At 49.3% G+C, this 25,911-nt stretch carries 22 protein-coding genes; 17 read left to right on the forward strand and 5 right to left on the reverse strand.

What is annotated here, in order from left to right; genetic code table 11:
* Nucleotides 1-85 precede the first annotated feature (85 nt).
* The 10 genes from tyrS (at nt 86) to DW743_RS03630 (ending at nt 11,318) form a co-directional block, all read left to right on the forward strand.
* Complete coding sequence (gene tyrS, locus DW743_RS03585; RefSeq protein WP_055218066.1) at nt 86-1,309, forward strand: tyrosine--tRNA ligase; 1,224 nt, start codon at nt 86-88, stop codon at nt 1,307-1,309.
* A 78-nt stretch (nt 1,310-1,387) separates the two neighbouring features.
* A complete protein-coding gene (gene alaS / locus DW743_RS03590; protein ID WP_117760331.1) occupies nt 1,388-4,027 on the forward strand; it encodes an alanine--tRNA ligase in 2,640 nt (879 codons plus the stop codon).
* 205 nt (nt 4,028-4,232) lie between these two features.
* Nucleotides 4,233-4,409, forward strand: coding sequence for a 30S ribosomal protein S21 (rpsU, locus tag DW743_RS03595; RefSeq protein ID WP_004222305.1), 177 nt, complete (start codon nt 4,233-4,235; stop codon nt 4,407-4,409).
* Between the two features lie 94 nt (nt 4,410-4,503).
* The gene (gene cls / locus DW743_RS03600) at nt 4,504-6,084 is read left to right on the forward strand and encodes a cardiolipin synthase (RefSeq protein ID WP_117760330.1); all 1,581 of its coding nucleotides are present in this window, start codon (nt 4,504-4,506) and stop codon (nt 6,082-6,084) included.
* Nucleotides 6,085-6,158: 74 nt separating this feature from the next.
* Nucleotides 6,159-7,436, forward strand: coding sequence for a D-alanyl-D-alanine carboxypeptidase family protein (locus tag DW743_RS03605; RefSeq protein ID WP_243004526.1), 1,278 nt, complete (start codon nt 6,159-6,161; stop codon nt 7,434-7,436).
* 33 nt (nt 7,437-7,469) lie between these two features.
* A complete protein-coding gene (locus tag DW743_RS03610) occupies nt 7,470-8,204 on the forward strand; it encodes a ribonuclease H1 domain-containing protein (RefSeq protein ID WP_022462318.1) in 735 nt (244 codons plus the stop codon).
* A gap of 53 nt (nt 8,205-8,257) precedes the next feature.
* On the forward strand, nt 8,258-9,058 hold the full coding sequence (locus DW743_RS03615) for a metallophosphoesterase (protein WP_070103705.1): 801 nt from the start codon (nt 8,258-8,260) through the stop codon (nt 9,056-9,058).
* Nucleotides 9,059-9,073: 15 nt separating this feature from the next.
* The gene (locus tag DW743_RS03620) at nt 9,074-9,895 is read left to right on the forward strand and encodes a segregation and condensation protein A (RefSeq protein WP_022462320.1); all 822 of its coding nucleotides are present in this window, start codon (nt 9,074-9,076) and stop codon (nt 9,893-9,895) included.
* The gene (gene scpB / locus DW743_RS03625; RefSeq protein WP_055226398.1) at nt 9,873-10,496 is read left to right on the forward strand and encodes an SMC-Scp complex subunit ScpB; all 624 of its coding nucleotides are present in this window, start codon (nt 9,873-9,875) and stop codon (nt 10,494-10,496) included. The genes DW743_RS03620 and scpB overlap by 23 nt, the downstream gene beginning before the upstream one ends.
* A gap of 33 nt (nt 10,497-10,529) precedes the next feature.
* Nucleotides 10,530-11,318 carry a zinc dependent phospholipase C family protein gene (locus DW743_RS03630; protein WP_117760329.1) on the forward strand — a complete coding sequence of 263 codons (789 nt, stop codon included), beginning with the start codon at nt 10,530-10,532 and terminating at the stop codon, nt 11,316-11,318.
* A 99-nt stretch (nt 11,319-11,417) separates the two neighbouring features.
* On the opposite strand, the gene DW743_RS03635 is transcribed toward DW743_RS03630, so the two are convergent.
* From DW743_RS03635 to DW743_RS03650, 4 genes are all read right to left on the reverse strand, one after another.
* Complete coding sequence (locus tag DW743_RS03635) at nt 11,418-13,292, reverse strand: extracellular solute-binding protein (RefSeq protein WP_416388103.1); 1,875 nt, start codon at nt 13,290-13,292, stop codon at nt 11,418-11,420.
* A gap of 23 nt (nt 13,293-13,315) precedes the next feature.
* On the reverse strand, nt 13,316-14,158 hold the full coding sequence (locus DW743_RS03640; protein WP_055218051.1) for an ABC transporter permease: 843 nt from the start codon (nt 14,156-14,158) through the stop codon (nt 13,316-13,318).
* Nucleotides 14,130-15,203, reverse strand: a complete 1,074-nt coding sequence (locus DW743_RS03645) for an ABC transporter ATP-binding protein (RefSeq protein WP_117509007.1) — start codon at nt 15,201-15,203, stop codon at nt 14,130-14,132. Before DW743_RS03645 ends, DW743_RS03640 begins: the two co-directional genes overlap by 29 nt.
* A 72-nt stretch (nt 15,204-15,275) precedes the next feature.
* Entirely contained in the window at nt 15,276-15,815 is a 540-nt protein-coding gene (locus DW743_RS03650; protein WP_055226534.1) for a cupin domain-containing protein, read from the reverse strand.
* A gap of 278 nt (nt 15,816-16,093) precedes the next feature.
* Here DW743_RS03650 and DW743_RS03655 point away from each other — a divergent pair, with 278 nt between their 5' ends.
* Nucleotides 16,094-17,329, forward strand: coding sequence for a D-alanyl-D-alanine carboxypeptidase family protein (locus tag DW743_RS03655; protein ID WP_226906314.1), 1,236 nt, complete (start codon nt 16,094-16,096; stop codon nt 17,327-17,329).
* Here DW743_RS03655 and DW743_RS03660 read toward each other — a convergent pair.
* Nucleotides 17,314-18,696 carry an MATE family efflux transporter gene (locus DW743_RS03660; protein ID WP_055226390.1) on the reverse strand — a complete coding sequence of 461 codons (1,383 nt, stop codon included), beginning with the start codon at nt 18,694-18,696 and terminating at the stop codon, nt 17,314-17,316. The two genes, DW743_RS03655 and DW743_RS03660, sit on opposite strands and share 16 nt — an antisense overlap.
* A 268-nt stretch (nt 18,697-18,964) precedes the next feature.
* On the opposite strand from DW743_RS03660, the gene DW743_RS03665 reads away from it, so the two are divergent.
* From DW743_RS03665 to DW743_RS03690, 6 genes are all read left to right on the forward strand, one after another.
* Complete coding sequence (locus DW743_RS03665; RefSeq protein ID WP_055226388.1) at nt 18,965-20,188, forward strand: 6-phosphofructokinase; 1,224 nt, start codon at nt 18,965-18,967, stop codon at nt 20,186-20,188.
* A 270-nt stretch (nt 20,189-20,458) separates the two neighbouring features.
* Nucleotides 20,459-21,892, forward strand: a complete 1,434-nt coding sequence (locus tag DW743_RS03670; protein WP_022462330.1) for an acyl-CoA carboxylase subunit beta — start codon at nt 20,459-20,461, stop codon at nt 21,890-21,892.
* Between the two features lie 15 nt (nt 21,893-21,907).
* A complete protein-coding gene (locus DW743_RS03675) occupies nt 21,908-22,681 on the forward strand; it encodes an OadG family protein (protein ID WP_117509005.1) in 774 nt (257 codons plus the stop codon).
* A gap of 14 nt (nt 22,682-22,695) precedes the next feature.
* Nucleotides 22,696-23,073, forward strand: a complete 378-nt coding sequence (locus tag DW743_RS03680; RefSeq protein WP_117760327.1) for a biotin/lipoyl-containing protein — start codon at nt 22,696-22,698, stop codon at nt 23,071-23,073.
* Between the two features lie 33 nt (nt 23,074-23,106).
* Entirely contained in the window at nt 23,107-24,258 is a 1,152-nt protein-coding gene (locus DW743_RS03685; protein ID WP_055226382.1) for a sodium ion-translocating decarboxylase subunit beta, read from the forward strand.
* A 49-nt stretch (nt 24,259-24,307) separates the two neighbouring features.
* Nucleotides 24,308-25,717, forward strand: coding sequence for an oxaloacetate decarboxylase subunit alpha (locus DW743_RS03690; RefSeq protein ID WP_022462334.1), 1,410 nt, complete (start codon nt 24,308-24,310; stop codon nt 25,715-25,717).
* Nucleotides 25,718-25,911: the final 194 nt, after the last annotated feature.

The following is a 25,911-nucleotide window of genomic DNA, read 5'->3' on the forward strand; positions in this document are numbered from 1 at the left end:
GGACGGGAGTCTTTTTGTATAAAAAACTTTGGTCCCAGACGGTAACACATACCCGAAAGTCAACCGAAAAAAGGAGAAAAACAAAATGCAGATTTATGACGAACTGATCGCCAGAGGCCTTCTGGCACAGGTAACCGACGAAGATGAAATCAGAGACCTGGTAAACAATGGAAAAGCAACGTTCTATATCGGATTCGACTGCACCGCAGACAGTCTGACCGCAGGTCACTTCATGGCACTGACCCTGATGAAACGGATGCAGATGGCAGGAAACAAACCGATCGCCCTGATCGGCGGCGGCACCACCATGATCGGTGACCCGTCCGGAAGAACCGATATGAGAAAAATGCTGACCCGCGAGGAGATCGACCACAACGCAGAGTGCTTCAAACGTCAGATGGAGCGTTTCATCGAGTTCGGCGAGGGAAAAGCTATGATGCTCAACAACGCAGACTGGCTGCTGAACCTGAACTATGTAGAACTGCTCCGTGAGGTAGGTGCATGCTTCAGCGTCAACAACATGCTCCGTGCAGAGTGCTACAAACAGCGTATGGAAAAAGGTCTTTCCTTCCTGGAGTTCAACTATATGATTATGCAGAGCTACGACTTCTATCACATGTTCCAGAAATACGGCTGCAATATGCAGTTCGGCGGCGATGACCAGTGGTCCAACATGCTGGGAGGAACCGAACTGATCCGCCGTAAACTTGGAAAAGATGCCTATGCAATGACCATCACCCTTCTGACCGACTCTCAGGGCAAGAAGATGGGTAAAACCGCAGGAAACGCTGTATGGCTTGACCCGAACAAGACCAGCCCGTTCGATTTCTACCAGTACTGGAGAAACGTGGACGATGCCGATGTCTTAAAATGTATCCGTATGCTGACCTTCCTGCCGCTGGAGCAGATCGACGAGATGGATTCCTGGGAAGGAAGCAAGCTGAACGAGGCAAAAGAGATCCTGGCCTATGAGCTGACCTCCATGGTACACGGCGAGGAAGAAGCAAAGAAAGCGCAGGAAGGCGCACGTGCCGTATTCTCTACCGGAAGCTCCGAGCATATGCCGACCAGTGAAATTTCTGCAGAGGATTTCACGGACGATAAAATCGATATCGTAACCCTTCTTGTCAAAGCAGAGCTTGCAAAGACCAGAAACGAAGGACGCCGTGCCGTAGAGCAGGGCGGTGTATCCGTAGACGGTGAGAAAATCACAGATCCGAAATATGCCGTAGAAAAAGCAGCCTTCGGCGAGGACGGTATCGTTCTGAAAAAAGGAAAGAAGAATTTCAAAAAAATTTGCGTTAAATAATTAAGTGTGCTATTATAAAAGAATGGATTCCCGGAAGAAATTCCGGGACACACTGAATTATTTGGAGGACAAACAGTCATGGAAAAATATGGCGTAAACGAATTACGAAAGATGTTTCTTGAGTTCTTCGAGAGCAAAGGACATCTTGCTATGAAGAGTTTTTCGTTGATTCCACACAACGATAAAAGTCTTTTACTGATCAACTCCGGTATGGCTCCGCTGAAACCTTACTTCACAGGCGCAGAGATTCCGCCGAGAAGAAGAGTAACAACATGCCAGAAATGTATCCGTACCGGCGATATTGAAAATGTAGGAAAAACAGCCCGTCACGGCACCTTCTTTGAGATGCTCGGAAACTTTTCCTTCGGTGATTATTTCAAACACGAAGCAATCGCATGGTCCTGGGAGTTTTTAACACAGGTAGTAGGGCTCGATCCGAATCGTCTGTACCCATCCATCTATCAGGACGATGATGAAGCATTTGATATCTGGAACAAAGAGATCGGCATCCCGGCAGACCGTATTTTCCGTTTTGGAAAAGAGGACAACTTCTGGGAGCATGGTGCAGGTCCGTGCGGTCCGTGTTCTGAGATTTATTATGACCGCGGAGAAAAATACGGCTGCGGCAAACCGGGATGTACCGTTGGCTGCGAGTGTGACCGTTACATGGAAGTATGGAACAACGTATTCAGCCAGTTCAACAACGACGGCGAGGGCCACTACACCGACCTGATCCAGAAGAACATTGATACCGGTATGGGACTTGAGCGTCTGGCCGTTGTCGTACAGGATGTAGATTCCATCTTCGATGTCGACACCATTCAGGCACTCCGCAACAAAGTATGCGAAATCTCCGGAAAAGAGTATGATAAAGATCATGAGACCGATGTTTCCATCCGCCTTATCACAGACCATATCCGTTCCGCAACATTCATGATTTCCGATGGAATCATGCCAACCAACGAAGGAAGAGGCTACGTACTGCGCCGTCTGATCCGCCGTGCAGCACGTCATGGCCGTCTGCTTGGCATTGACGGACTGTTCCTTGCCCGCCTTTCCGCAAGCGTAATCGAAGGCTCTAAAGACGGATATCCGGAACTTGAAGAGAAAAAAGATTTCATCTTCAACGTTCTGAACAACGAGGAGACCCAGTTCAACAAAACCATCGACCAGGGACTTCGTATCCTCTCCGAGCTCGAAGAAAAAATGCAGAGCGAAGGCAAAAAAGTTCTGGACGGACAGGATGCATTCAAACTGTACGATACCTACGGATTCCCGCTGGATCTGACCAAAGAGATCCTCGAGGAGAAGGGCTACGGCATCGACGAGGACGGTTTCCATGCAGCAATGGAAGAGCAGAGAGAGCGTGCAAGATCGAGCCGTGAAGTAACAAACTACATGGGTGCTGATGCAACCGTTTACGATGAGATCGACCCGTCCGTAACAACTGAGTTTACCGGATACGATCATCTGGAGGATACCTCCAAAGTAACCGTTCTGACGACAGAGACTGAGATTGCAGAATCTCTGATGGAAGGCCAGAAGGGAACCATTTTCGTAGAGAAAACTCCGTTCTACGCTACCATGGGCGGTCAGGAAGGCGACTGCGGTATCATCAAAGGAGCAAATGGTGTATTCGAAGTAGAAGATACCATCAAACTCCGCGGCGGAAAATACGGCCACGTCGGTGTCATGAAATCCGGTATGATTTCAAACGGCGAGGAAGTTACACTTCAGGTCAACGAAGAGGCAAGAAAAAATATCGAGAAGAACCACAGCGCAACACACCTTCTGCAGAAGGCATTAAAGACTGTTCTCGGTGCACATGTAGAGCAGAAAGGTTCTCTCGTAACCCCGACCAGACTCCGTTTCGACTTTGCCCACTTCCAGGCTATGACACCGGAAGAACTGGAAAAAGTTGAGAATCTGGTAAATGAAAAGATTCAGGAGCAGATCCCGGTTGTAACCGACATCATGGATACTGAGGAAGCAAAGAAATCCGGCGCGATGGCTCTGTTCGGTGAGAAATACGGCGACAAAGTACGTGTCGTTTCCATGGGAGACTTCTCCAAAGAGCTCTGCGGCGGTACCCATGTAAAGAATACCGCTGAAATCGGACTGTTCAAACTTGTTTCTGAGGCAGGCGTCGCAGCAGGTGTCCGCAGAATCGAAGCTCTGACCGGACCGTCTGTTACTGCATACTATAAAGCACAGGAAGAGAAAATGCATGAGGCAGCAGCTCTCTTAAAGACAACACCGGCGGATCTCCTCGAGAAGATCGCTCATCTGCAGGCAGAGGCAAAAGCACTCCAGGCAGAGAATGAGTCCTTAAAGAGCAAACTGGCAAAAGAAGCGCTCGGCGATGTTATGGATAAAGTCACCGAAGTCAAAGGTGTAAAACTTCTCGCTGCATCCGTACCGGATGTCGATATGAACGGACTGCGTGACCTTGGCGACCAGCTGAAAGAAAAACTGGGAAGCGGCGTTGTTGTTCTGGCATCTGCAAAGGACGGCAAAGTAAGCCTTCTTGCCATGGTAACCGATGATGCGATGAAGAAAGGTGCACATGCCGGAAAACTGATCAAAGAAGTGGCAGCCGTTGTCGGCGGCGGCGGCGGTGGACGTCCGAACATGGCACAGGCCGGCGGAAAGAATCCGGAGAAGATCGACGAAGCAGTTGCAAAAGCTGCCGAGGTACTGGAAGGCCAGATCGCATAACAATAAGCAGGAAAAACAGCACAAAATCCTGCCGCCTGCAGGGCAGAAAAAGGAGCCAGGCAGGCGGCAGGGAAAAATTTTGCAAAAAAATGAAAAAACTTGTTGACGTACGAGATTTTTCTGGTATAATAAGAACAGTGCAAAAAATACCCATACAGTTGTATTATGCACAATCTACAACTGGAGGGAGGTTAGGTGTGAGACTATGTCAAATGTAATCGTTAAAGAAAACGAAACGTTGGACAGCGCTTTACGCAGATTTAAGCGTAGCTGTGCAAAAGCTGGCATTCAGCAGGAGATTCGTAAAAGAGAGCATTACGAGAAACCAAGTGTTCGTCGTAAAAAGAAATCTGAAGCTGCCAGAAAACGTAAGTATAATTAATGTGCAAAAAATCCCCGGCGATCTGTTTTGCCGGGGATTTTTATACTTGTAACTTAAAGTCGCAGGTTTTGACAAAACAGCAAGGCGGTGACAAATGAGAATTTTGTACAAAATAGCAAACAAGCTGTTTCGTATCGTGAAAAAGATTCTGAAGCTGCTTACCAGCCGTATGGTCATTATCGGTGTTGCACTTCTTCTGGAATTTTGCTGGCTGGCCGGAATTGTGATGCAGCTAAATGAAAAATCTGTCTACATCAACTATGCGGTCACGATTCTTTCCCTGATTGCAGTGCTTTCGATTATCAATAATCCGAAAATGAATCCCGGCTACAAACTGATGTGGGCAGTCTGTATCCTGGCGCTTCCGGTAACCGGAATCTGCCTGTACGGCATTCTCGGCCATTCCAGTGTGGCAAGAAAATTCCGTACACATTACGATACAGTTCTGCTTTCGCAGGGAGGCGTTCTTGGAGAGGAAGAAGAGACGCGTAAAAAGCTCGAGGAAGAAAATATCCTGGCAGCGGGGCAGTCTTCCTATCTGACCAATTATGCGCATTATCCTGTTTATGAAAATACAGAAACAGAGTATTACCCGCTGGGAGATGTATGGTTTGAGCACTTTATTGAGGAACTCAAAAAGGCAGAACACTACATTTTTATGGAATATTTCATCATCAGCGAGGGGTATCTGTGGGATACGGTGCTGGAGATTCTGAAGGAAAAAGCGGCCGCCGGTGTGGATGTGCGGCTGATTTACGATGATTTCGGCTGCGTGACGACACTGCCGTATCAGTATTATAAATCGCTGCAGCAGATGGGCATCAAGTGTGCGGCGTTCAATCAGTTCCGACCGGTGCTGAATGTCATTTTAAATAACCGTGACCACCGGAAAATTGCCGTGATCGACGGTCATACGGCTTTCACGGGCGGCATTAATCTTGCGGACGAATACATTAACCGCAAGGAGCGGTTCGGCCACTGGAAGGATTCCGGAATCTGTCTGCATGGTGAGGCGGTATGGAGTTTTACGGTGATGTTTCTGCAGATGTGGAGCACAATCACCGGTATGGAATGCGATTTCGAATCATACCGGCCGGAAATCTATCACGAGGAAGCGTTTAAAAAAGACGGTTTTGTGCAGCCGTACGGCGATTCCCCGCTGGATGGAGAGACAGTAGGCGAGCATGTTTATCTGAACATTATTTCACAGGCGAAAAAATATCTTTATATTTTTACCCCGTATCTGATTCCGGACAACGAGACGCTGACCGCTCTCTGCATGGCGGCAAAGCGCGGAGTCGATGTGCGGATTGTAACGCCGGGCATCCCGGATAAGAAGATTGTCTATATTCTGACGCAGGCCAATTACGAGATCCTGCTGGAATCCGGCGTTCAGATTTACCAGTATACGCCAGGCTTTATCCATTCCAAGAGCTTTGTCTGTGATGATGAAGTTGCGACGGTCGGAACGATCAACATGGATTACCGGAGCATGTACCTGCATTTTGAGTGCGGTGTCTGGATGTACGGCAGCAGTGCGGTTGCCCAGGTAAAAGAGGATGCGCTGATCACGTTTGAACAGTGTGAGCAGATCAATATGGACTACTGCCGAAAGAAAAATTTTGCAGTCCGTGCACTCCGCGGTGCGCTGAAGTTTCTGGCACCGCTGCTGTAAACGGAACAGACAGCATAGTTCTGCGGTCGTCTGCATAGCCTGTAGGGAAGAAAGAGCAGATGTTTCGGGGGAATATGAAGAGAAGAACACGAAATATCGTCTGGAGCCTGCTGATGATCCTGGCGCTTCTTGCAGCGCCCTTGAAAGTGACTGCGGCAGAGCAGAATGGAGAATCTTCCGACAAGCAGCAGAACGAAACAACGGAACAGAAAACAGAAGAGACGGAGGAGACGGAGGAGACAGCACCGGAGATGACAACGGACCTTGGGCTGGCTTCGCCGTCTGTTCTTTTGATGGAGGCACAGACCGGAACTGTTCTGTACGAGAAAAATGCGTCGGAACAGCGAAGCCCGGCGAGCATCACAAAAATCATGACGCTGCTGCTGATTTTTGAAGAGCTCGAAAAAGGGACGCTCCAGCTGACCGACGAAGTGACGACGAGTGCGCACGCCAGAAGTATGGGCGGGTCCCAGGTTTTTCTGGAAGAGGGCGAAAAGCAGACCGTTGAGACGATGATCAAGTGTATTGTCGTTGCTTCGGGAAACGATGCATCTGTAGCGATGGCAGAGCATATTGCGGGGACAGAAAGCGAGTTTGTCAGCCGGATGAACCAGAAAGCAAAAGAACTCGGCATGAACGACACGAAGTTTGAGGACTGCTGCGGCCTCACGGATTCCGACGGCCATTACACGACAGCGGCAGATGTGGCGAAAATGTCTCGGGAGCTGATCGAGCGCTTTCCGCAGATCCTGAACTATTCCTCTATCTGGATGGAAGAGATTACGCATGTCACACAGAAGGGAAGCAAACCATTCACCCTCACCAATACAAATAAGCTGATCCGCGGCTATGAGGGCTGTGTGGGACTGAAAACAGGAAGCACCTCGAAGGCGAAGTACTGCGTCTCGGCAGTGGCGAAGAAAAATGATCTGACGATGCTGGCAGTCGTGATGGGAGCACCGGACTACAAGGTGCGGTTTGCAGATGCAGCGTCACTGTTCCAGTATGGGTTTTCGTCCTGCAGCATCTACATAGACCGGGAACGCGATCCCCTGCCGGAACTTTCGGTTGTTTACGGAAAGCAGGATACGGCAGAACTGGAATATGCGGAAGAATTCCGCTATCTTACGACGGGCGGGACGGTGATTGGTGAAGTGGAAAAAACGATGGAACTGCCGGAAGAGGTGCAGGCCCCTATCCAGAAAGGCGAGTGTGCCGGAAGAGTTGTTTACAAAGCAGACGGTGAGGAACTTGGTTCCGTTGCGATTTTATATGGAGCAGACGTGGCAAGAGCCGGCATGTGGGAACTGTTCGGATGTACGATGAAACAATATTTTCTTGGGACGGCATAAAGCCGGAGTATCATGCGCGAAAAGGAGAAAAACATGGCAAAGAAAAATTACTATGCGGTAAAACAGGGAAAGGTTCCGGGCATCTACCGGACATGGGATGCGTGCAAAGCGCAGGTACACGGTTATCCTGGCGCAATTTACAAGGGATTTGAGCGTCTGGAGGAGGCAGAGGCCTTTCTGGGCGGCGGTAAAATGCCGGAACCATTGCTGCGGGAAACAAAAGGAACGTATTTCGCTGCCCCGGAACGAAAGGCAGTACAGAGCACGGCAGCACCCGATCCTTCTTCTTGGGACTGGGAACACCTGATTCTGGCGGAAAAACCATGCGAAGACCCGGAATACGCCGGTGTCGGCAGGAGCGCCGTCGCATACGTGGATGGAAGCTATCAGCATGCGCTCGGAAAGTTCTCCTGCGGTGTGGTCCTCTTCCTGGACGGAAAAGAGTTGAATCTTGCAGAAGAATACAGCGACCCGGATCTCGTCTCCATGCGGAATGTAGCAGGCGAGATCAAGGGCGCAGAGCTGGCCATGGCTTACTGCCTGACACATGATATTCCGGAGCTGGCCATCTATCACGATTACCAGGGAATCGCAAGCTGGTGTACGAGAGAATGGCAGGCGAAAAAACAGGGAACCATCGATTACCGGAATTTTTACGATCTGGCATCGGCCAAAGTTGCGATCCGTTTCTGCAAAGTAAAGGGCCACACCGGCGTCACCTACAACGAAAAAGCCGATCAGCTGGCAAAACAGGCACTGGGCTTATAAACAGCAGGGAAAACGGGTTGTCATACACCGAAAAATCAAGTATAATGAACGGTATGAGAAAATTTACAACGACCTATTACAAACTTTCGTCAAATGGAAAATTTCTGGAAGGAAACGGTTTTCGTCTGGCGTTTATCAGTGATCTTCACAATATGGAGTTTGGCCCGGATAACACGGTGTTAAAGGCAGTCATCGATGAGGCGGCTCCGGATCTTGTCATCATCGGCGGGGACCAGATTGTGGCAAAGCCGGGGGAGAACCTCGACCCGGGTCTGAGTTTCGCGGAACGTCTTGCGGAGGAATACCAGGTAATCTATGGCTGCGGAAACCACGAATACCGTCTGAAGCTGTATCCGGAACAGTACGGCGATCTGTATGAAAAGCTCCGGGAGCGCCTGAAAAAGGCAGGAATCTGCTATCTGGAAAATGAGACGGCGGATCTTACCATCAGCGGCTGTCCGGTCCGGATCTACGGCTATGCCATGGACCGCACCTATTACAACCGCTTTTACCGCGGACCGCTGCCGGTTTCGGAACTGACGGACCATCTTGGAAAACCGGATCCGGCGCGCTACGGCATTCTGCTGGCGCATCACCCTGCCTACCGCAGCTCCTATGCATCATATGGAGCCGATCTGACGCTTTCCGGCCATTATCACGGCGGCGTGGTGGGCCTTGGCGCGCACCGGGGGCTTGTGACGCCGGATTTCCGCCTTTTTTCGAAAAACTGCCGCGGGCTGTTCCTGACGGGCGGCACCTGCCAGATCATCAGTGCAGGAACGGGCGAACACACCATTCCGGTCCGCATCTGGAACAGAAGAGAATTGATTATTACAGATATCGGGAAAACGTAAGGGAGAACAGAGCACATGGCGATACCAGTAAAGCTTCCGGTGTTTGAAGGACCGCTGGACCTTCTTCTTCACCTGATCGATAAAAACAAAATAGATATTTACGATATCCCCATTGTAGAGATTACGGACCAGTATCTGGAATACATTCATCAGATGGAGCGGGAAGACCTCGACATCATGAGCGAGTTCATGGTCATGGCGGCGACGCTTCTGGATATCAAATGCCGCATGCTGCTTCCGAAAGAAGTGAATGAGGAAGGCGAGGAAGAGGACCCGAGAGCCGAGCTGGTGCAGCAGCTTTTAGAGTACAAAATGTACAAGTACATGTCGTACGAGCTGCGTGACCGCATGAACGAGGCGAGCCGTTCCGTGTACAAGGAGCCGACGCTTCCAAGAGAAGTGCTGGAGTACAGGACGCCGGTCGACACCTCCGAGCTTCTCTCGCAGATTTCTCTCGCGAAGCTCCATACGATCTATAAAATGATTTTAAAGCGCCAGGAGGACAAGATCGACCCGATCCGAAGCAAGTTCGGAAAGATCGAAAAAGAAGAGGTCAGCCTGCCGGACAAGATGACGTATGTCGAGCAGTTTGCTGTTAAAAAACGCCGCTTCAGCTTCCGCGACCTTTTGGAATCCCAGCCGGGCAAGGTGCATGTGATTGTCACCTTCCTTGCAATCCTGGAGCTGATGAAAACCGGCAAAATCCGGATCAGCCAGGAGGAGCTTTTCGGGGATATCCTGATTGAATCCCTGGAGGATGAAGACACCGTAGTTGTGCCGTATACAGACGAGACAGACAGTGAGGACAAGACAGATGGAAGAACAGAACAGGAATAAAGAAACTGCCCTGGGTGAGGCAAGACGCCCCTCTTCGGTCGAGGAGGCGGAAGCAGCCATCGAGGCAGTCCTTTTTGCGATGGGAGATTCCGTGGAGCTGGGAAGGATTGCAAAAGCGATCGGCCATGACACGGAGACGACCCGCAGGATTCTGAACCATATGATGGAAAAATATAATACGAAAGACCGCGGCATCCACATCGTGGAGCTTGAAAATGCGTATCAGATGTGCACGAAACAGGAATATTATGATTATCTTGTCAACATCGCCATGCAGCCGAAGAAGGCGGTTCTGACCGACGTCATGATGGAGACCCTCTCGATCATTGCCTACAAGCAGCCGGTCACGAAGCAGGAGATCGACAAGATCCGCGGCGTCAAGAGCGATCACGCGGTCAACAAACTGGTGGAGTACAATCTGGTGCAGGAGCTTGGCCGTCTCGACGCGCCGGGCCGCCCGATTGTGTTCGGCACGACCGAAGAATTCCTGCGGAACTTCGGCGTCGATTCCACCGACAATCTGCCGGAGATCAGTCCGGTCAAGATGGAGGACTTCCGCGCAGAAGTGGAAGAGGAAATGCAGATCAAGCTGGATGTCTGATCCGGCAGGAGAAAAAAGAAGGGAGATACCGATATGCCTACTACGTACGCACACGACAGGTTCGGAAGAGAAGTCTATGAACAGCTTCCGGCAAATTTGAAAAAGATCATTCGAGAAAACAAAAAATTGTATCTGATCGGACTGCACGGGCCGGATATCTTCTTTTATTACCATCCGTTCTCGAAAAACCGTGTGTCTGATTACGGAACGTTTCTGCATGAGCAGACGGCTTCCGTTCTGTTCGAGGATGAGGTGAAAAAGTATCAGCAGAGCCCGTCAGAGGCGATGGAAGCGTATCTGTTAGGCTTTGCCTGCCATTACCTTCTCGATTCGACGTGTCATCCGTATATCGGGAAATTTGTGGATCACACTGGAATTTCCCATGCAAAGATTGAGACGAGCCTTGACCAGTACTTCATGCTGGAGGACGGTCTCGATCCGCTCGTATACCGTCCGGCATCGCCGATCTGCCCGCACACCGACGGCAACAAGGTCATCCACCGCTGTTTTCCGGAAATCGGGGAAACAGAAATTGTCGAATGCCTGAAGGGCATGAAGCTCTGGACGAGAATCACGATCTGCCGCAGCAGTGCGGTAAGAAGCCTTCTTCTTGGAGCGATGAAACTGGTCGGCTGCTATGATTCGATGGGCGGCCGTGTGATGCCTGGAAGGCCTCAGAAGGAATGCGAAGCGGGCACACGGAATCTTGTCCACCTGTACGAAAGAGCGCTTGCAGAGGCGCCGCAGGAGCTTGTAAAGCTGGATGAAGTGCTCCATGGAAACGGAACGCTTTCCCCGCGCTTTGACCACAATTTTGATTAAAACAGACTTTTGAGAGCAACAGTAAGAATAGAAAAATCCCGGCAGGAATCTTTCCTAAGAATTCCTGACCGGGATCTTTTTTTGTCCGAAAGCAGATCTTTAATTTGATTTTACTTCACGCCACAGCTGGTTGTAAACCTCATCGGCATCATCGCCAAGATACGTAAAGGTTTCGCACCGTGCAAGCGTTTCCTCATCCGGGAAGGCGATTTCACTGTTTCGGATATCGTCATCCTCAATCAGTTCACGCGCCGCATCATTCGGCGTAGAGTAGGTAATATACTCAAAGTTTTTCAGTGCGATGTCCGGCCGGCAGAGGAAATTCAGGAATTTCTCTGCGTTCTCGACATGCTGCGCATCTTTTGGAATGCACCAGGAATCGATCCAGACGTTGGAGCCTTCTTTTGGAACAACGTATTCCAGATCCGGGTTTTCACGCTTCGTGTAGATAGCTTCACCGGAGTAAATAACGCCGATAGCCGCCTCATTTCCGATCATCTTGTCACGCACCTGATCCACAACGTACGCCTGCACGAGAGGTTTCTGTGTCACAAGCAGATCCTTCGCCTCCGTCAGCTCCTTGATATTGGTGGAGTTTAAGGAGTATCCCAGATCCTTTAAAGCAACAGCAAACGCATCGCGCACGCTGTCCTGCATCAGAATGCTGTCGCGGTAATTGGTATCCCACAGAACAGACCAGGAGTCGATCGGCTCGCTTACCATTTTTTTGTTGTACAGAATACCAACTGTTCCCCAGCAGTACGGGATCGAGTAGAGATTGCCCGGGTCGAACTGCTCGGAAGTCTCGTAGTACATATCTCCAATGTTGGAAGCGTTCGGAATATGGTCAAAGTTGATCGGCTGCAGCAGATCGTTCTGGATCATCTTCTGAATCATATAGTCGGACGGGCAGACAAGATCGTAGGAAATCGCACCGGATTTGATCTTCGGATACATGATTTCGTTCGTCTCATACTCCTCGTAAACAACGTGGATACCGGTTTCTTCCTCAAAGATATCGATGACATCAGAATCCATATATTCGCCCCAGTTGTACACAATCAGCTGCTGGGAGCCGCCGGCTGAAGCATTCTGGCTTCCGTAGTAAATACCGCCGCCGCCGATGACAAGCACCATGGCGATCGGAAGAATCCGGCGGAAGACCACCCGTTTCGTGATGCGGAAACGGATGCCCTTCTTCGCCATAGCCTCGCGCTCTTTTGCCTCCTCTTTTTCTTCCTTCGGAGAAGGATTCACATTCACAAGGAGCAGCAGAAGCAGTACGGTGACAAAAAGAATCGTGGAGAGCGAGTACATCTCCGGCTTGATTCCCTTGCGGACTTCGGCATAAATCTTTGTGGAGAGCGTATCAACGCCCGGTCCCTTGGTGAAGTAGGTGATAACGAAATCATCGAGGGACATCGTAAAGGAGAGCAGAAAGCCCGAAACAACGCCCGGCATGATGTCCGGGAAGATAACTTTCCAGAATGCATGCAGCGGAGAGGCACCAAGATCGAGAGCTGCCTCGTACGTCGATTTGTTCGTCTGCTTTAATTTCGGCATAACGCTCAAGATAACGTAAGGAACATTGAACGTAATATGTGCCATCAGAATGGTACCGAATCCAAGCTGAATGCGGCAGATGATAAAGAGCAGCATCAGCGAGATACCCATGACGATCTCACCGTTCAGCATCGGAATATTGGTGATGCCCATGAAAACCGTCCGGCTCTTTTTCGACATGCTGTTGATGCCGATGCACGCAAGCGTTCCAAGCACAGTCGCAATCGCAGAGGCAAGAAGCGCGATGATCAGTGTCGTATACAGCGCATTCATGATCTCTGTATTGGCAAACAGTGAGCGGTACCAGTGCAGGGTGAAGCCGCCCCATTTGGCACGCGTTTTTGAAGCGTTAAAGGAGAGCACCACAAGGGTGACAATCGGCGCATACAGAAGAATAAAAATGAGCGCCATGTAAATTTTTTCCAGTTTCTTTCTCAAAATGCCGTTCCCTCCCCGTCTTTATCGTATTTGTTCATCAGAACCATCGACAGGATGATGAAGATCATCAGGACTGTGGAGAGTGCACTTCCGGCATTCCAGTTGTTGGTCTGTTTGAACTCCTGCTCGATGACGTTTCCGATCAGAAGGATCTTGCTTCCGCCGAGCAGGTCGGAAATAACAAAGGTTGTAAGCGCCGGGATGAATACCATGGTAATACCGCTTACGATACCCGGCGTGGTGAGCGGCAGCGTTACTTTCAGAAACGTCTGCACACTGTTTGCTCCGAGGTCCCTTGCTGCGTTGATGACATCACGGTCGATCTTAATCAGAACATTGTAGATCGGCAGAACCATAAACGGCAGGAAGTTATACACCATACCGAGAATGATCGCTCCCGGCGTATTGATGATGGAAATGCCGGGCAGATGGAAAAACGCGAGGATGCTGTTGATGACGCCGTTTTTCTCAAGCAGTGTCTGCCATGCAAGCGTACGGAGCAGAAAATTCATCCACATCGGGAGAATGAAGATCAGCACAATAAAGCTGGTCTGATTGACATTCCGGTTTGCCAGAATCATGGCAAGCGGATAGGCAAGCAAAAGACAGAGCGCGGTGCTAAGAAGCGACAGCCACAGCGCCAGGCCGAGTGCCTTGATGTTTTCCTTCGTCGCAACGTAGGCGAAATTCGAAAGGGTAAAGCCGCCTTCTTCCCCGGTGAACGCATAGTAGAGAATCAGGATCAGCGGGATGATGATGAAACCGGCAGCCCAGACGGCATACGGTGCTGCCAGCCATTTCTTTAATTTATTACTCTTCAATGGCTGCCGCCTCCTCATCTTCGGATTCCGGTTTGTTCATAATCTGGATATCGAACGGATCGACGTGAATGCCGACTTCCTGTCCGACCGGGAACAGATCGGTAGAGTGAACGAGAAGCTCAAAGCCGTTCACCGTAACCTCCATCTCATAGTGAACACCTTTGAAAATCAGATGGGTGACACGTCCGCGGATGGTACCTTCCTCCGGCTTCACAAGATCAATATCCTCCGGGCGGATCACAACGTCGATCGGTTTGTTTTTGCCGAATCCGACATCAACGCACTCGAACTTCGCACCGAGAATCTCGACGAGACGGTCCTCAATCATGATGCCGTCGAGAATGTTGCTGTCACCGATGAAGTCTGCAACGAATGCGTTCTGCGGCTCATTGTAGATGTCTTCCGGTGTGCCGATCTGCTGGATATAACCCTGGTTCATGACAACAATCGTGTCCGACATAGTAAGCGCCTCTTCCTGATCATGGGTGACATAGACAAAGGTGATACCAAGCTCGTTTTTCAGACGGATCAACTCGTACTGCATATCCTGACGGAGCTTTAAGTCAAGTGCGCCGAGCGGCTCATCCAGAAGCAGAACTTTTGGTTCGTTGACAATCGCGCGCGCAATGGCGATTCGCTGCTGCTGGCCGCCGGAGAGAAGCGCCGGGGAGCGGTTTTCGTAACCCTCAAGGTTAACAAGTTTTAATGCGTATTTGATTTTGTCATCGATATATGCTTTGGATTTTCCTTTGATTTTCAGCCCGAAAGCAATGTTTTCCGCAATTGTCATATGCGTGAAAAGAGCATATTTCTGGAACACCGTATTTAACTGGCGTTTGTTCGGCGGAAGCTGGGTGATATCCTGTCCGTTAAATAAAACCTTTCCGGCATCCGGTGTCTCAAAACCGCCGAGGATACGTAATGTGGTTGTTTTTCCGCAGCCGCTCGGGCCAAGGAGGGTAAGAAATTCGTTTTCACGGATATAAAGATTCAGATCATCCAGAATGGTAACTCCGTCGTACGATTTTGTGATGTTGACCAGATCAAGTAATTTGGTACTCATGTGTAATATGCTCCTTTCGGGTTGTGAAATTTGGAACACCGTTTCTCGTGAAAATCACGCGGTGTAAAAAATCTAAAAATAAGGCGGTGAACTGACCCAGAGAATGATGGCCGGTGTTTTACCCGGATTTTCCAGATAGTGATTACAGGAAGCGGGATAGTAGAAGCTTTCCCCTTTCTTCACTTTGTGGCATTCATCTCCAAGATGAAGGAGAATACGGCCGGAAAGTACATAGCCGAATTCCTCGCCTTCATGCGGTGAATCAATCTCGGTGCACGCGCCGCTTTGCAGCGTCAGCCGGATTGGCTCCATCCTGTTTTTCTGTGCATTCGGAACGATCCATGCGATCTCGTTGCCCTGCGCTTCAGCGGTCTTTACAAAGTAATCTTCTTCGCAAAAGACAACCTGATTGTCCTGCTCTTCGCCGAAAAACGTTTTTAGATCCGTTCCAAGGCAGGTAAGAACATCAACCAGCGTGGCGATCGAGGGAGAGGTCACATCGTTTTCAAGCTGGGAAATAAATCCCTTTGACAGCTCGCTCCGATCTGCCAGTTCCTCCTGCGTCAGCCCTTTCCACATCCGCAGTTCCCTGATTTTTTTTCCGATTTCCATAAAAAATCCTTTCTGCATCCAAAGTCTTTCCCGGGATCCTTTTGCTGAATACGGATTCTCAGGAAATCTCAGTAAAAATAAACAAAAAGTTTAGTAATTCTATACAAACACGGGGAATTATACATGATATGGATCGCAGTGTCAATAACTTTGTGAAATTTTACCATGATTTTGCAGGAAACCTCATATAATGAAGAAGAAGCAGACAAAAAGCCGGTCCCAAAAGAGCGTCCGGCTTTTCCATTTTTAAAGAGAAAAAACACAAGGGGGATCTGATTTTGAACAGAAAAAGAAGAAACAAGACAGGTTTTTTCCTGGGAATCCTGCTTCTGTTTTTGGGAAGTGTGTCCGTGACTGCGACAGAGCAGGAGAGCGAGCCGAATCAGCTGTTTGCAACGGCGGCATGCCTGATGGATGGCGATACCGGCCGTGTGCTGTTCGGAAAACGCGAGACAGATCCTATGGCAATGGCGAGCACAACGAAAATCATGACATGCATTCTGGCACTGGAAAACGGACAAGAGCAGACGGTCGCAACTGCATCGGCTAAAGCAGCCGCAGCGCCGAAAGTACATCTCGGTGTGCGGGAGGGAGAACAGTTTCTGCTTGGCGATCTTCTGTATTCCCTGATGCTGGAATCGCATAACGACGCGGCGGTAATGATTGCAGAGACCATCGGCGGAAGTGTAGAGGAATTTGCATCGCTTATGAATGAAAAAGCCGCAGCAATCGGCTGTACGGATACGCATTTTGTGACGCCGAACGGTCTCGATGCTTCTGACGCAGGCGGAGATCACCACACGACAGCAGCTGATCTGGCACGGATCATGCGATACTGTGTCTGGATTTCACCGAAAGCCGCCCAGTTTCTCGCAGTGACGCAGACGCGGTCCTATACCTTCTGGGATCTGGAAAAGAAAAACATGTTCAACTGCTATAATCACAACGCACTGCTGGATCAGATGGATGGAGCTGTTTCGGGAAAAACCGGCTTCACGGCAAAAGCCGGTTACTGTTATACCGGTGCGCTGGAGCGGGATGGAAAGCGTCTGATTGTGTCGTTGCTTGCATGCGGATGGCCCAGCCATAAAAACTATAAATGGGCGGATGCCGCAAAGCTTTTAAACTACGGGCTGGAATCGTATATGTATCGTGACGTGCTGGACCATAGCTGGAACCCAGGGCAGATTGAAGTAGCAGACGGTGTTTACGACGGGATGCTGCAGGTAAAAAGCAGCGCCCGCCTTACCCTTACAAGTCCGGCGCTTGATCCGGCGCGCTCGCTTCCCGCTCTTCTGAAAGAGACAGAAATACCGGAAAAAGACATTTTTTTACCGGAGCTTTTGAAAGCCCCGGTAAAGAAAGGAGAAAAGGTCGGTTCGGTTACGTATTCGATCGACGGGATTCTTCTCGCGGAATATCCCGTCTATGCAGCCGAAACGATCGAGAAAATTGATTATGGGTGGTGCATGGAAAAGGTCGCAGAGCGCCTCTTTTGTCACTCTTCGGTATGAGTTACTTTTGCAAGTGTTTCCGTTGAAAGAATTTTCCGGATATTGCAGAGAAACAGCGTAACGGCAGTGATAACAGAACATACATCAGCGATCGGTTCTGCATAGTAAACGCCCATGACACCGAAGAAATGCGGCAGAATGAGTGCAAGCGGAATCAGAAGGATGACTTTTCGAAGCAGTGCAATAAAAAGAGAAATCTTCGCCTGGCCAAGACCGAGGAAGGAACTCTGTACGCCGCTCTGCAGTCCGAAAATTGCCATGCCGGCAATGTAAACCGGAAGTACCTTCTCTACGATGACAATCAGTTCCGGGTCAGTCGTGAAAAGACCGGCAAAAAGAGCCGGACGAAGCATTGCGAATACAACGTAGACGAAAGCGGCAGTAAAAGTAATGGCGATCATGCGCCGGATTGTCTGGCGGACACGGTCAAACTGGCCTGCACCAAAGTTGTAGCTGATGATCGGCTGTACACCGTTCGTAAAGCCGTTGACCGGTACGAAAATCAGCTGCAGCACCGACTGGAGAATTGTCATCGAGCCGACATAGAGGTCGCCGCCGTACGTCTGCAGCCCGTGGTTCATGACGATTGTGATGGCACTTTCCGTTGCAGACATGATAAATGGTGAGATGCCGAGTGCCATGACAGAGCCTAAAATGGAAAAATCCGGTTTCATGGTGCGAAGAGAAAGGCGGACACCTGATTTTTTTGAGGTAAGAAACCGAAGAACCCATGCAGCACTTAAAGCCTGGGAGAGAATGGTAGCAAGTGCGGCCCCGGAAACACCCATATGAAGAACGAAGATGAAAACCGGGTCAAGACCAATGTTGATAACAGCGCCAATGAGAACGGAGCACATGGCCGTGCGTGCGTGTCCCTGACAGCTGATAAAAGTATTCAATCCGACAGCCAGCTCGACAAATACGGTTCCGACAAGATAAATGGAAATATACGTGGAAGCGTATCGGATTGTGTTGCTGCTTGCACCAAAGAGGTACAGAAGCGGTGTCTGAAAGAAAAAGAAAAACGCCATCAGACACACGGAGAAAAAGAGCAGCAGGGAAGTGGAGCTTCCAAGAATTTTTTCTGCGCGGTCCCGGTTTTTCTGTCCGAGTGCGATGGCGGCAAGAGGAGCACCGCCTCCACTTGCGAATCCGGCAAAGGCGGAGATGATTGTGATAATCGGAAACGTGACGCCGACACCGGTCAGTGCCAGGGAACCAACATCAGGAATCCGGCCGATATAAATGCGGTCTACAATGTTATATAGTACATTTACAATCTGTGCGAGGACAGAGGGAAGGGCCAGTTCGAGCATCAGTTTCCCGATTTTTTCGGTGCCGAGACGGCCATCTTGCTTGGTCTGCATGAAAAAAACCTCCAGTTTTTTTGTTGATGAAACGTATATTTTTCTGCGTCCTTTTCGTGGACATTGCTTCTATTATAGCTTTTTAAGGGCAATCCTGCAAGAAAAAAACGAAAAACTTTGCAATCCGTTGTGAAAGTCTACAGGCTTTTCCCGGAAACGCAAAACAGGGTGTACGGAAGAAAAAAAATATGGTACGCTATAGGACGAAGCGAAAGTGATTTCGTGAAAAACTTTTAGAAAGTAGTGGGAATAGATGGAGGAAAATCATATGCGAAATCTGTTAGTAGCGCAGTCTGGCGGACCGACCGCGGCGATCAATGCAACGGTGGCAGGAGTTGTTTCCTGTGCTGTACTGTCCGGAAAAGTAGATCATATTTATGGTGCGGTAAATGGAATTGAAGGCGTGCTTGCAGAAAAATTTCTTGATCTTGGAAAAAAACTGGATTCAGCAGAAAAAATCTCTCTTCTGATGCAGACCCCGGCAGCAGCGCTTGGCTCCTGTCGTTATAAACTGGGCGATCCGGAAGAAAACAAGGAGGATTTTGAAGAAATACTTCAAATTTTTCGCAGACATGAGATCCGTTATTTTATTTATATCGGCGGAAATGATTCGATGGATACCGTAGACAAGATGTCAAAGTACTGCAAAGAAAACGGTGTGGACGATGTGTTTGTTGTCGGGGCGCCAAAGACGATTGACAATGATCTTGTCGAAACGGATCACTGCCCGGGCTTTGGATCTGCGGCAAAATATCTGGCAGCAACCTTTGCAGAGCTGGAGAGAGACTGCCATGTATATGAAAAGAAGGCTGTGACCATCGTGGAGGTCATGGGAAGAAACGCAGGATGGCTGACGGCAGCGTCTGCACTGTCCCGTGTCAACGGCGGAGAAGGGCCGAGCCTGATCTATCTTTGCGAGCCGGTCTTTGACACCGAACAGTTTTTAAAGGATGTGCAGGAAAAACTGGAACAGAAGGACAGTGTTCTGGTTGCAATCAGCGAGGGCATCCATGACAGCGAGGGCCGCTATGTTTCTGAGCAGGTGCAGAGCGATGCACAGGATCAGTTTGGGCACAGCTACATTGCAGGTTCTGCAAAAGTACTCGAAGAGCTGGTGCGTGACCGTATCGGCTGTAAGGTAAGATCGATTGAACTGAACCTGATGCAGCGGTGCGCGGCTCATCTTGCGAGTGCGACCGATCTTGAGGAGTCCCGTATGCTCGGCATGAAAGCCTGCCAGTGTGCACTGGAAAAACAGGGAGGACAGATGGCATCGATCCGAAGAATCTCCGCGGATCCTTACCGCGTGGAGTATACCTCCGTTCCGGTATCGGAAGTGGCAAATAAAGAAAAGAAAGTGCCGCTTTCCTGGATTACAGAAGATGGTCATGATGTGACCGAGGAGATGATGGCGTATCTTCGTCCGCTGATTCTTGGCGAACCGGCGATGCAGTATGAGAATGGAATTCCGGTTCACATTGAACTATATTAAACCGAAGGAAAAACGTGTAAGAAAAGCCGCCGCCGGGCGGCTTTTTTGTACGATGCGGAAAGAAAACAGGACTTTTTGAAAAAGGAAAGGCCGGGAAAAATCAAGTTTGACCTTCCATTTATAATAGGAAAAATCTGAAATTTTTCTGTCTATTTTCTGTCAAAAAGGTGAGAAAAAGTATTGAAAAAAAACGAAAAAACAGATATGATAGACTTGTATAAAATTTGTTTAAAATTTTATAATGAAAATAGAAAGATGGAGGTTTGAAGAATGAGTAACACAGCACAAAGTTTAGCGAGCACAAGAATCGCCTCTTTGCTGGATGAAAACAGCTTTGTGGAAATCGGCGGACAGGTTACTGCCAGAAGCACAGATTTCAACATGGCCGGCATGGAGACACCATCCGATGGTGTAATTACTGGTTACGGTGTGATCAACGGCAGCCTGGTATACGTATACAGCCAGGATGCGTCTGTGATGGGCGGTACCATCGGCGAAATGCATGCAAAAAAAATCGCGAGACTGTATGAGTTTGCACAGAAAACAGGTGCTCCGGTCATCGGACTGGTAGACTGTGCCGGTATGCGTCTGCAGGAGGCAACTGATGCTCTGAACGGTTTCGGCGAAATCTATATGGCGCAGGCAATGGCATCCGGCGTGATTCCACAGATCACAGCAGTATTTGGTACCTGCGGCGGCGGTATGGCACTCATCCCGGCTATGACAGACTTCACGTTCATGGAGTCTAAAAACGGAAAACTTTTCGTAAACTCCCCGAACGCACTGGACGGAAACCACGTATCCAAATGTGATACCGCATCCGCAGATTTCCAGGGCGAAGAAGCAGGTCTTGTTGACTTTGCTGGAACCGAGGAAGAAATCCTCGGACAGATCAGAAACCTGGTATCTATGCTTCCGGCAAACAACGAGGACGAAGCATACACCGAGTGCGAGGATGATCTGAACCGTGCATGTGCAGACCTTGCAAACTGCGCAGGCGATACCGGAATCCTTCTTTCCCAGCTCAGCGACAACGGCATCTATTTTGAGACCAAAGCCGCTTACGGAAAAGATGTTGTAACCGCATTCATCCAGTTAAACGGAGCAACCGTAGGAGCAGTTGCAAACCGCTCTGAAATCTACGGCGAGGACGGAACTGTAAAAGAGAAAATGGATGGAACCTTAAGCGCAAGAGGAGCCAAAAAAGCAGCAGATTTCGTAAACTTCTGCGATGCTTTCTGCATCCCGGTACTTACCATCACAAACGTAACCGGATTCAAGGCAACCAAATGCTCTGAGAGAACCATGGCTAAGAACGCAGCAGCCCTGACCGCAGCTTTCGCAAACGCAACCGTTCCGAAAGTAAACGTTGTTGTCGGCAAAGCATACGGAAGCGCATACGTTGTCATGAACAGCAAATCCATCGGAGCAGACATGGTATTTGCATGGCCGAACGCAGAAATCGGAATGATGGATGCAAAATCTGCAGCAAAGATCATGTACGAAGGATCTGACGCTGCTACCATCAACGAGAAAGCAGCTGAATATGCAACCCTTCAGAACAATGTAACTTCCGCAGCCAGAAGAGGCTATGTGGACACCATCATCGAGCCGGAAGACACCAGAAAATATGTTATCGGCGCATTCGAGATGCTGTATACCAAGAGAGAAGACAGACCGGACAGAAAACACGGAACAGTCTAAGGAAGGTGGCATACGATGAGAAAGAACTGGAAAAAATTAGTAAGTCTCGTCCTTACCGCAGCCTGCACCATGGTTGTGACCGTAGCTCCTGTTTTTGCGGATGCGGCATCTACACCGGCTTATTCACCGGTTGAGGCATCTACGGTAGATTCTCTGCTCTCCTCCAGTGTTCAGTGGGTAGGACAGAGCCTGATGACCTACAGCGATGACGATCTTGCCAATATGGAAGCTTCCGACCAGCAGTTCTATGCAAGAGCAGCTGAGGCATGGGAAGAGGCAAAGGCTGACCTCGGAGAGGTAAAAAGCCTGGAAGACGGTACTCTCGAAGTAGACGGAGATTTTGTAACCTGCACAATTCCGGGTGAATTTGAAAAAAATCCTGGTATTGTCCGCGTATTCTGGAACATCAGCACCGGAACACCAGTTCCGACCGACCTCACCATCACCGTTGAGGAGTCAAAGGGCGTTCTGATCGGCCAGGCCGGCATGAACACCATCATCGGAATCGGTACCGTATTTGTTATGCTGATTTTCCTGATTTTCGTTATTTCTTCGTTTGATTACATTTTGGGAGACAAGAAGAAGAAAAAAGCACCGGCAGCACCTGTACAGGAAGCACCGAAGGCTGTCGCAGCACCGGTTGTTGAAGAGACAGCACCGCAAGCAGACGATATGGAGCTGCAGGCTGTTATTACAGCTGCAATCGCCATGTATGAAGAAGATATGGCTTCTGCATCCGGAGATGCTTATGTTGCACGTCCGATCCGCAGAAAAGGCAAAAGAGCTTAAGGAGGAAATTTTCAATGAAAAACTACACCATTACCGTAAACGGAAATGTATATAACGTAACTGTAGAAGAAGGAACCACAGCAGGCGCAGCTCCAGTTGTCAGCGCAGCAAAAGCAGCTCCGGCACCAAAAGCAGCACCGGCAGCACCGAAAGCAGCAGCTCCGGCAGGCGCAGCAGGCAGCGTAGAGGTTACTGCTTCTGTACCTGGTAAAATCTGCAAAATCGAAGCAAACGTAGGCGCAGCTGTAAAAGCAGGCGATACGGTTCTTGTACTGGAAGCCATGAAGATGGAAATCCCGGTTGTAGCACCGCAGGATGGCACAGTAGCAACCATCAATGTAGCAGTAGGCGATGCAGTAGAATCCGGTGACGTTCTTGCAACCATGAACTAATGCCCGTTGTAAGAAAAAACCGGAGGTGAAAAAATGATTACTGAAACTTTAAACAACCTGCTTCACCAGACGGCGTTTTTTAATCTGGACTGGGGCAATTACGTTATGATCGCAGTGGCTTGCTTCTTTTTGTATCTTGCGATTAAGCATGAATTTGAGCCGTTGCTTCTTGTACCGATCGCATTCGGTATGCTGCTTGTAAACATTTACCCGGACATCATGGCTGAGCCTTATACCGACGTACAGGGTCTTGAGCATGCGGGCGGTCTGTTCTACTATTTCTTTACTCTGGACGAGTGGAGTATCCTCCCATCCCTGATCTTCATGGGTGTAGGTGCGATGACAGACTTCGGTCCGCTGATTGCAAACCCGATCAGCTTCATCATGGGAGCTGCAGCACAGCTTGGTATCTATCTGGCATACTTCTTCGCTATTTTCATGGGATTCAACGGAAGAGAGGCAGCAGCTATCTCCATCATCGGCGGTGCCGACGGCCCGACTTCTATCTTCCTTCTGAATAAGCTCGGACAGCAGCACCTGATGGGACCGATTGCCGTAGCAGCATATTCCTATATGTCACTGGTGCCGATCATCCAGCCGCCGGTCATGAAGCTTCTGACTACAGAGAAAGAGCGTAAAATCAAAATGGAGCAGCTTCGTTCCGTATCCAAACTCGAGAAGATCCTGTTCCCGATTGTTATCACCATCGTTGTCTGCATGATCCTTCCATCTACCGCTCCGCTGGTAGGTATGCTGATGCTTGGTAACCTGTTCCGTGAGTGCGGCGTTGTAAAACAGCTCCAGGAGACAGCTTCCAATGCCATGATGTACATCGTAGTTATCCTTCTTGGTACTTCCGTTGGTGCATCCACAAGTGCTGAGGCATTCTTAAATGTCAGCACCTTAAAGATCGTTGCCCTGGGTCTGATCGCATTCGTATTCGGCACCGCAGGCGGTGTCCTGTTAGGAAAAATACTGTGCAAGGCAACACATGGAAGAATCAACCCGTTGATCGGTTCTGCAGGTGTATCTGCGGTTCCGATGGCAGCCCGTGTATCCCAGAAGGTTGGCGCTGAGGCAGATCCGACGAACTTCCTGCTGATGCATGCGATGGGACCGAACGTAGCCGGTGTTATCGGTACAGCAGTAGCGGCCGGTACCTTCATGGCGATCTTTGGTGTATAACTTCTTAAGACAAACAAAAGTGAAAAACACTTCATTTAGGAGGATAGAAATGGCAGTAGAAAAGAAACCTGTCAAGATTATGGAAACTGTTCTGCGTGATGCACATCAGTCCCTGATCGCGACGAGAATGACAACAGAACAGATGCTTCCGATCATCGATAAAATGGATAAAGTCGGATATCACGCAGTAGAGTGCTGGGGAGGTGCAACTTTCGATGCTTCCTTACGTTTTCTGCATGAAGATCCATGGATGAGACTGAGAAAACTCCGTGACGGATTCAAAAATACAAAACTGCAGATGCTGTTCCGTGGACAGAATATCCTGGGATATCGTCCGTACGCAGACGACGTAGTAGAGTATTTCGTACAGAAATCCATTGCAAACGGAATCGACATCATCCGTATTTTTGACTGTATGAACGATCTGCGCAACCTGCAGACCGCTGTCAGCGCAGCAAACAAAGAAAAAGGCCACGCACAGGTAGCACTTTCCTATACTTTAGGAGATGCTTACACCCTGGATTACTGGACCACCATGGCAAAGAGAATCGAAGAGATGGGTGCAGATTCCATCTGTATTAAAGATATGGCAGGCCTGCTCGTTCCGTACAAGGCAACTGAGCTGGTAACCGCGCTGAAAGAAGCAACCGATCTTCCGATTCAGCTGCACACCCACTATACTTCCGGTGTTGCATCCATGACGTACCTGAAAGCAGTAGAGGCTGGTGTTGATATCATCGATACCGCAATGTCTCCATTCGCTATGGGTACTTCACAGCCGGCAACTGAGGTTATGGTTGAAACCTTCAAAGGCACTCCATACGATACTGGTCTGGATCAGAACAAACTGGCTGAGATCGCAGATTACTTCCGTCCGATGAGAGACGAAGCGCTCGATACAGGCCTCTTAAATCCGAAGAACCTTGGCGTAAATATCAAGACTCTTCTGTATCAGGTACCGGGCGGTATGCTCTCCAACCTGACAAGCCAGTTAAAAGAGCAGCACGCAGAGGACAAATACTACGATGTACTCGAAGAAGTACCGCGCGTAAGAAAAGACCTCGGCGAGTGCCCGCTGGTTACTCCGTCTTCCCAGATCGTTGGTACCCAGGCTGTATTCAATGTCCTGATGGGCGAGCGTTACAAGATGGTAACGAAAGAGACAAAAGACGTTCTTGCCGGAAAATACGGTGCAACTGTAAAACCGTTCAATCCGGAAGTACAGAAGAAATGCATCGGCGATACCGAGCCGATCACCTGCCGCTACGCAGACCTGCTTGAGCCGGAGCTTCCAAAACTGGAGAAAGAGATCGAGCAGTGGAAACAGCAGGATGAGGATGTATTAACCTATGCTCTGTTCCCGCAGGTAGCTGTAGACTTCTTCAAATATCGTGAAGCACAGCAGACAAAAGTAGATCCGGCAGCCGCTGACAAAAAAGACGGCGCATATCCGGTCTAAATAAAATCTGAGTAAAAAAAATCAGCCGGTGTTCTGTGTTCCCCGTAAAAAGGGAATGCAGAACACCGGCTTTCCTTTTCAGCTTTTCAGCCATTGCGCCAGTAATTTATTCGTGTTATAATTCAAAAGATTGAGGTGTGTCCGAAAAAGAATCAGGATGCCCCCAAAAGAAGAAATGTGGATGCCGAACGGCA

Origin of the sequence: Blautia sp. AM28-27, assembly GCF_003480905.1 — a bacterium.
Taxonomy (GTDB): Bacteria; Bacillota; Clostridia; order Lachnospirales; family Lachnospiraceae; genus Fusicatenibacter; species Fusicatenibacter saccharivorans.

Coding starts and splice junctions, on each gene's coding strand:
- tyrS (WP_055218066.1), top strand. CDS start 86: ATGCAGATTTATGACGAACTGATCGCCAGAGGCCTTCTGGCACAGGTA.
- alaS (WP_117760331.1), top strand. CDS start 1,388: ATGGAAAAATATGGCGTAAACGAATTACGAAAGATGTTTCTTGAGTTC.
- rpsU (WP_004222305.1), top strand. CDS start 4,233: ATGTCAAATGTAATCGTTAAAGAAAACGAAACGTTGGACAGCGCTTTA.
- cls (WP_117760330.1), top strand. CDS start 4,504: ATGAGAATTTTGTACAAAATAGCAAACAAGCTGTTTCGTATCGTGAAA.
- DW743_RS03605 (WP_243004526.1), top strand. CDS start 6,159: ATGAAGAGAAGAACACGAAATATCGTCTGGAGCCTGCTGATGATCCTG.
- DW743_RS03610 (WP_022462318.1), top strand. CDS start 7,470: ATGGCAAAGAAAAATTACTATGCGGTAAAACAGGGAAAGGTTCCGGGC.
- DW743_RS03615 (WP_070103705.1), top strand. CDS start 8,258: ATGAGAAAATTTACAACGACCTATTACAAACTTTCGTCAAATGGAAAA.
- DW743_RS03620 (WP_022462320.1), top strand. CDS start 9,074: ATGGCGATACCAGTAAAGCTTCCGGTGTTTGAAGGACCGCTGGACCTT.
- scpB (WP_055226398.1), top strand. CDS start 9,873: ATGGAAGAACAGAACAGGAATAAAGAAACTGCCCTGGGTGAGGCAAGA.
- DW743_RS03630 (WP_117760329.1), top strand. CDS start 10,530: ATGCCTACTACGTACGCACACGACAGGTTCGGAAGAGAAGTCTATGAA.
- DW743_RS03635 (WP_416388103.1), bottom strand. CDS start 13,292: ATGGCGCTCATTTTTATTCTTCTGTATGCGCCGATTGTCACCCTTGTG.
- DW743_RS03640 (WP_055218051.1), bottom strand. CDS start 14,158: ATGAGGAGGCGGCAGCCATTGAAGAGTAATAAATTAAAGAAATGGCTG.
- DW743_RS03645 (WP_117509007.1), bottom strand. CDS start 15,203: ATGAGTACCAAATTACTTGATCTGGTCAACATCACAAAATCGTACGAC.
- DW743_RS03650 (WP_055226534.1), bottom strand. CDS start 15,815: ATGGAAATCGGAAAAAAAATCAGGGAACTGCGGATGTGGAAAGGGCTG.
- DW743_RS03660 (WP_055226390.1), bottom strand. CDS start 18,696: ATGCAGACCAAGCAAGATGGCCGTCTCGGCACCGAAAAAATCGGGAAA.
- DW743_RS03665 (WP_055226388.1), top strand. CDS start 18,965: ATGCGAAATCTGTTAGTAGCGCAGTCTGGCGGACCGACCGCGGCGATC.
- DW743_RS03670 (WP_022462330.1), top strand. CDS start 20,459: ATGAGTAACACAGCACAAAGTTTAGCGAGCACAAGAATCGCCTCTTTG.
- DW743_RS03675 (WP_117509005.1), top strand. CDS start 21,908: ATGAGAAAGAACTGGAAAAAATTAGTAAGTCTCGTCCTTACCGCAGCC.
- DW743_RS03680 (WP_117760327.1), top strand. CDS start 22,696: ATGAAAAACTACACCATTACCGTAAACGGAAATGTATATAACGTAACT.
- DW743_RS03685 (WP_055226382.1), top strand. CDS start 23,107: ATGATTACTGAAACTTTAAACAACCTGCTTCACCAGACGGCGTTTTTT.
- DW743_RS03690 (WP_022462334.1), top strand. CDS start 24,308: ATGGCAGTAGAAAAGAAACCTGTCAAGATTATGGAAACTGTTCTGCGT.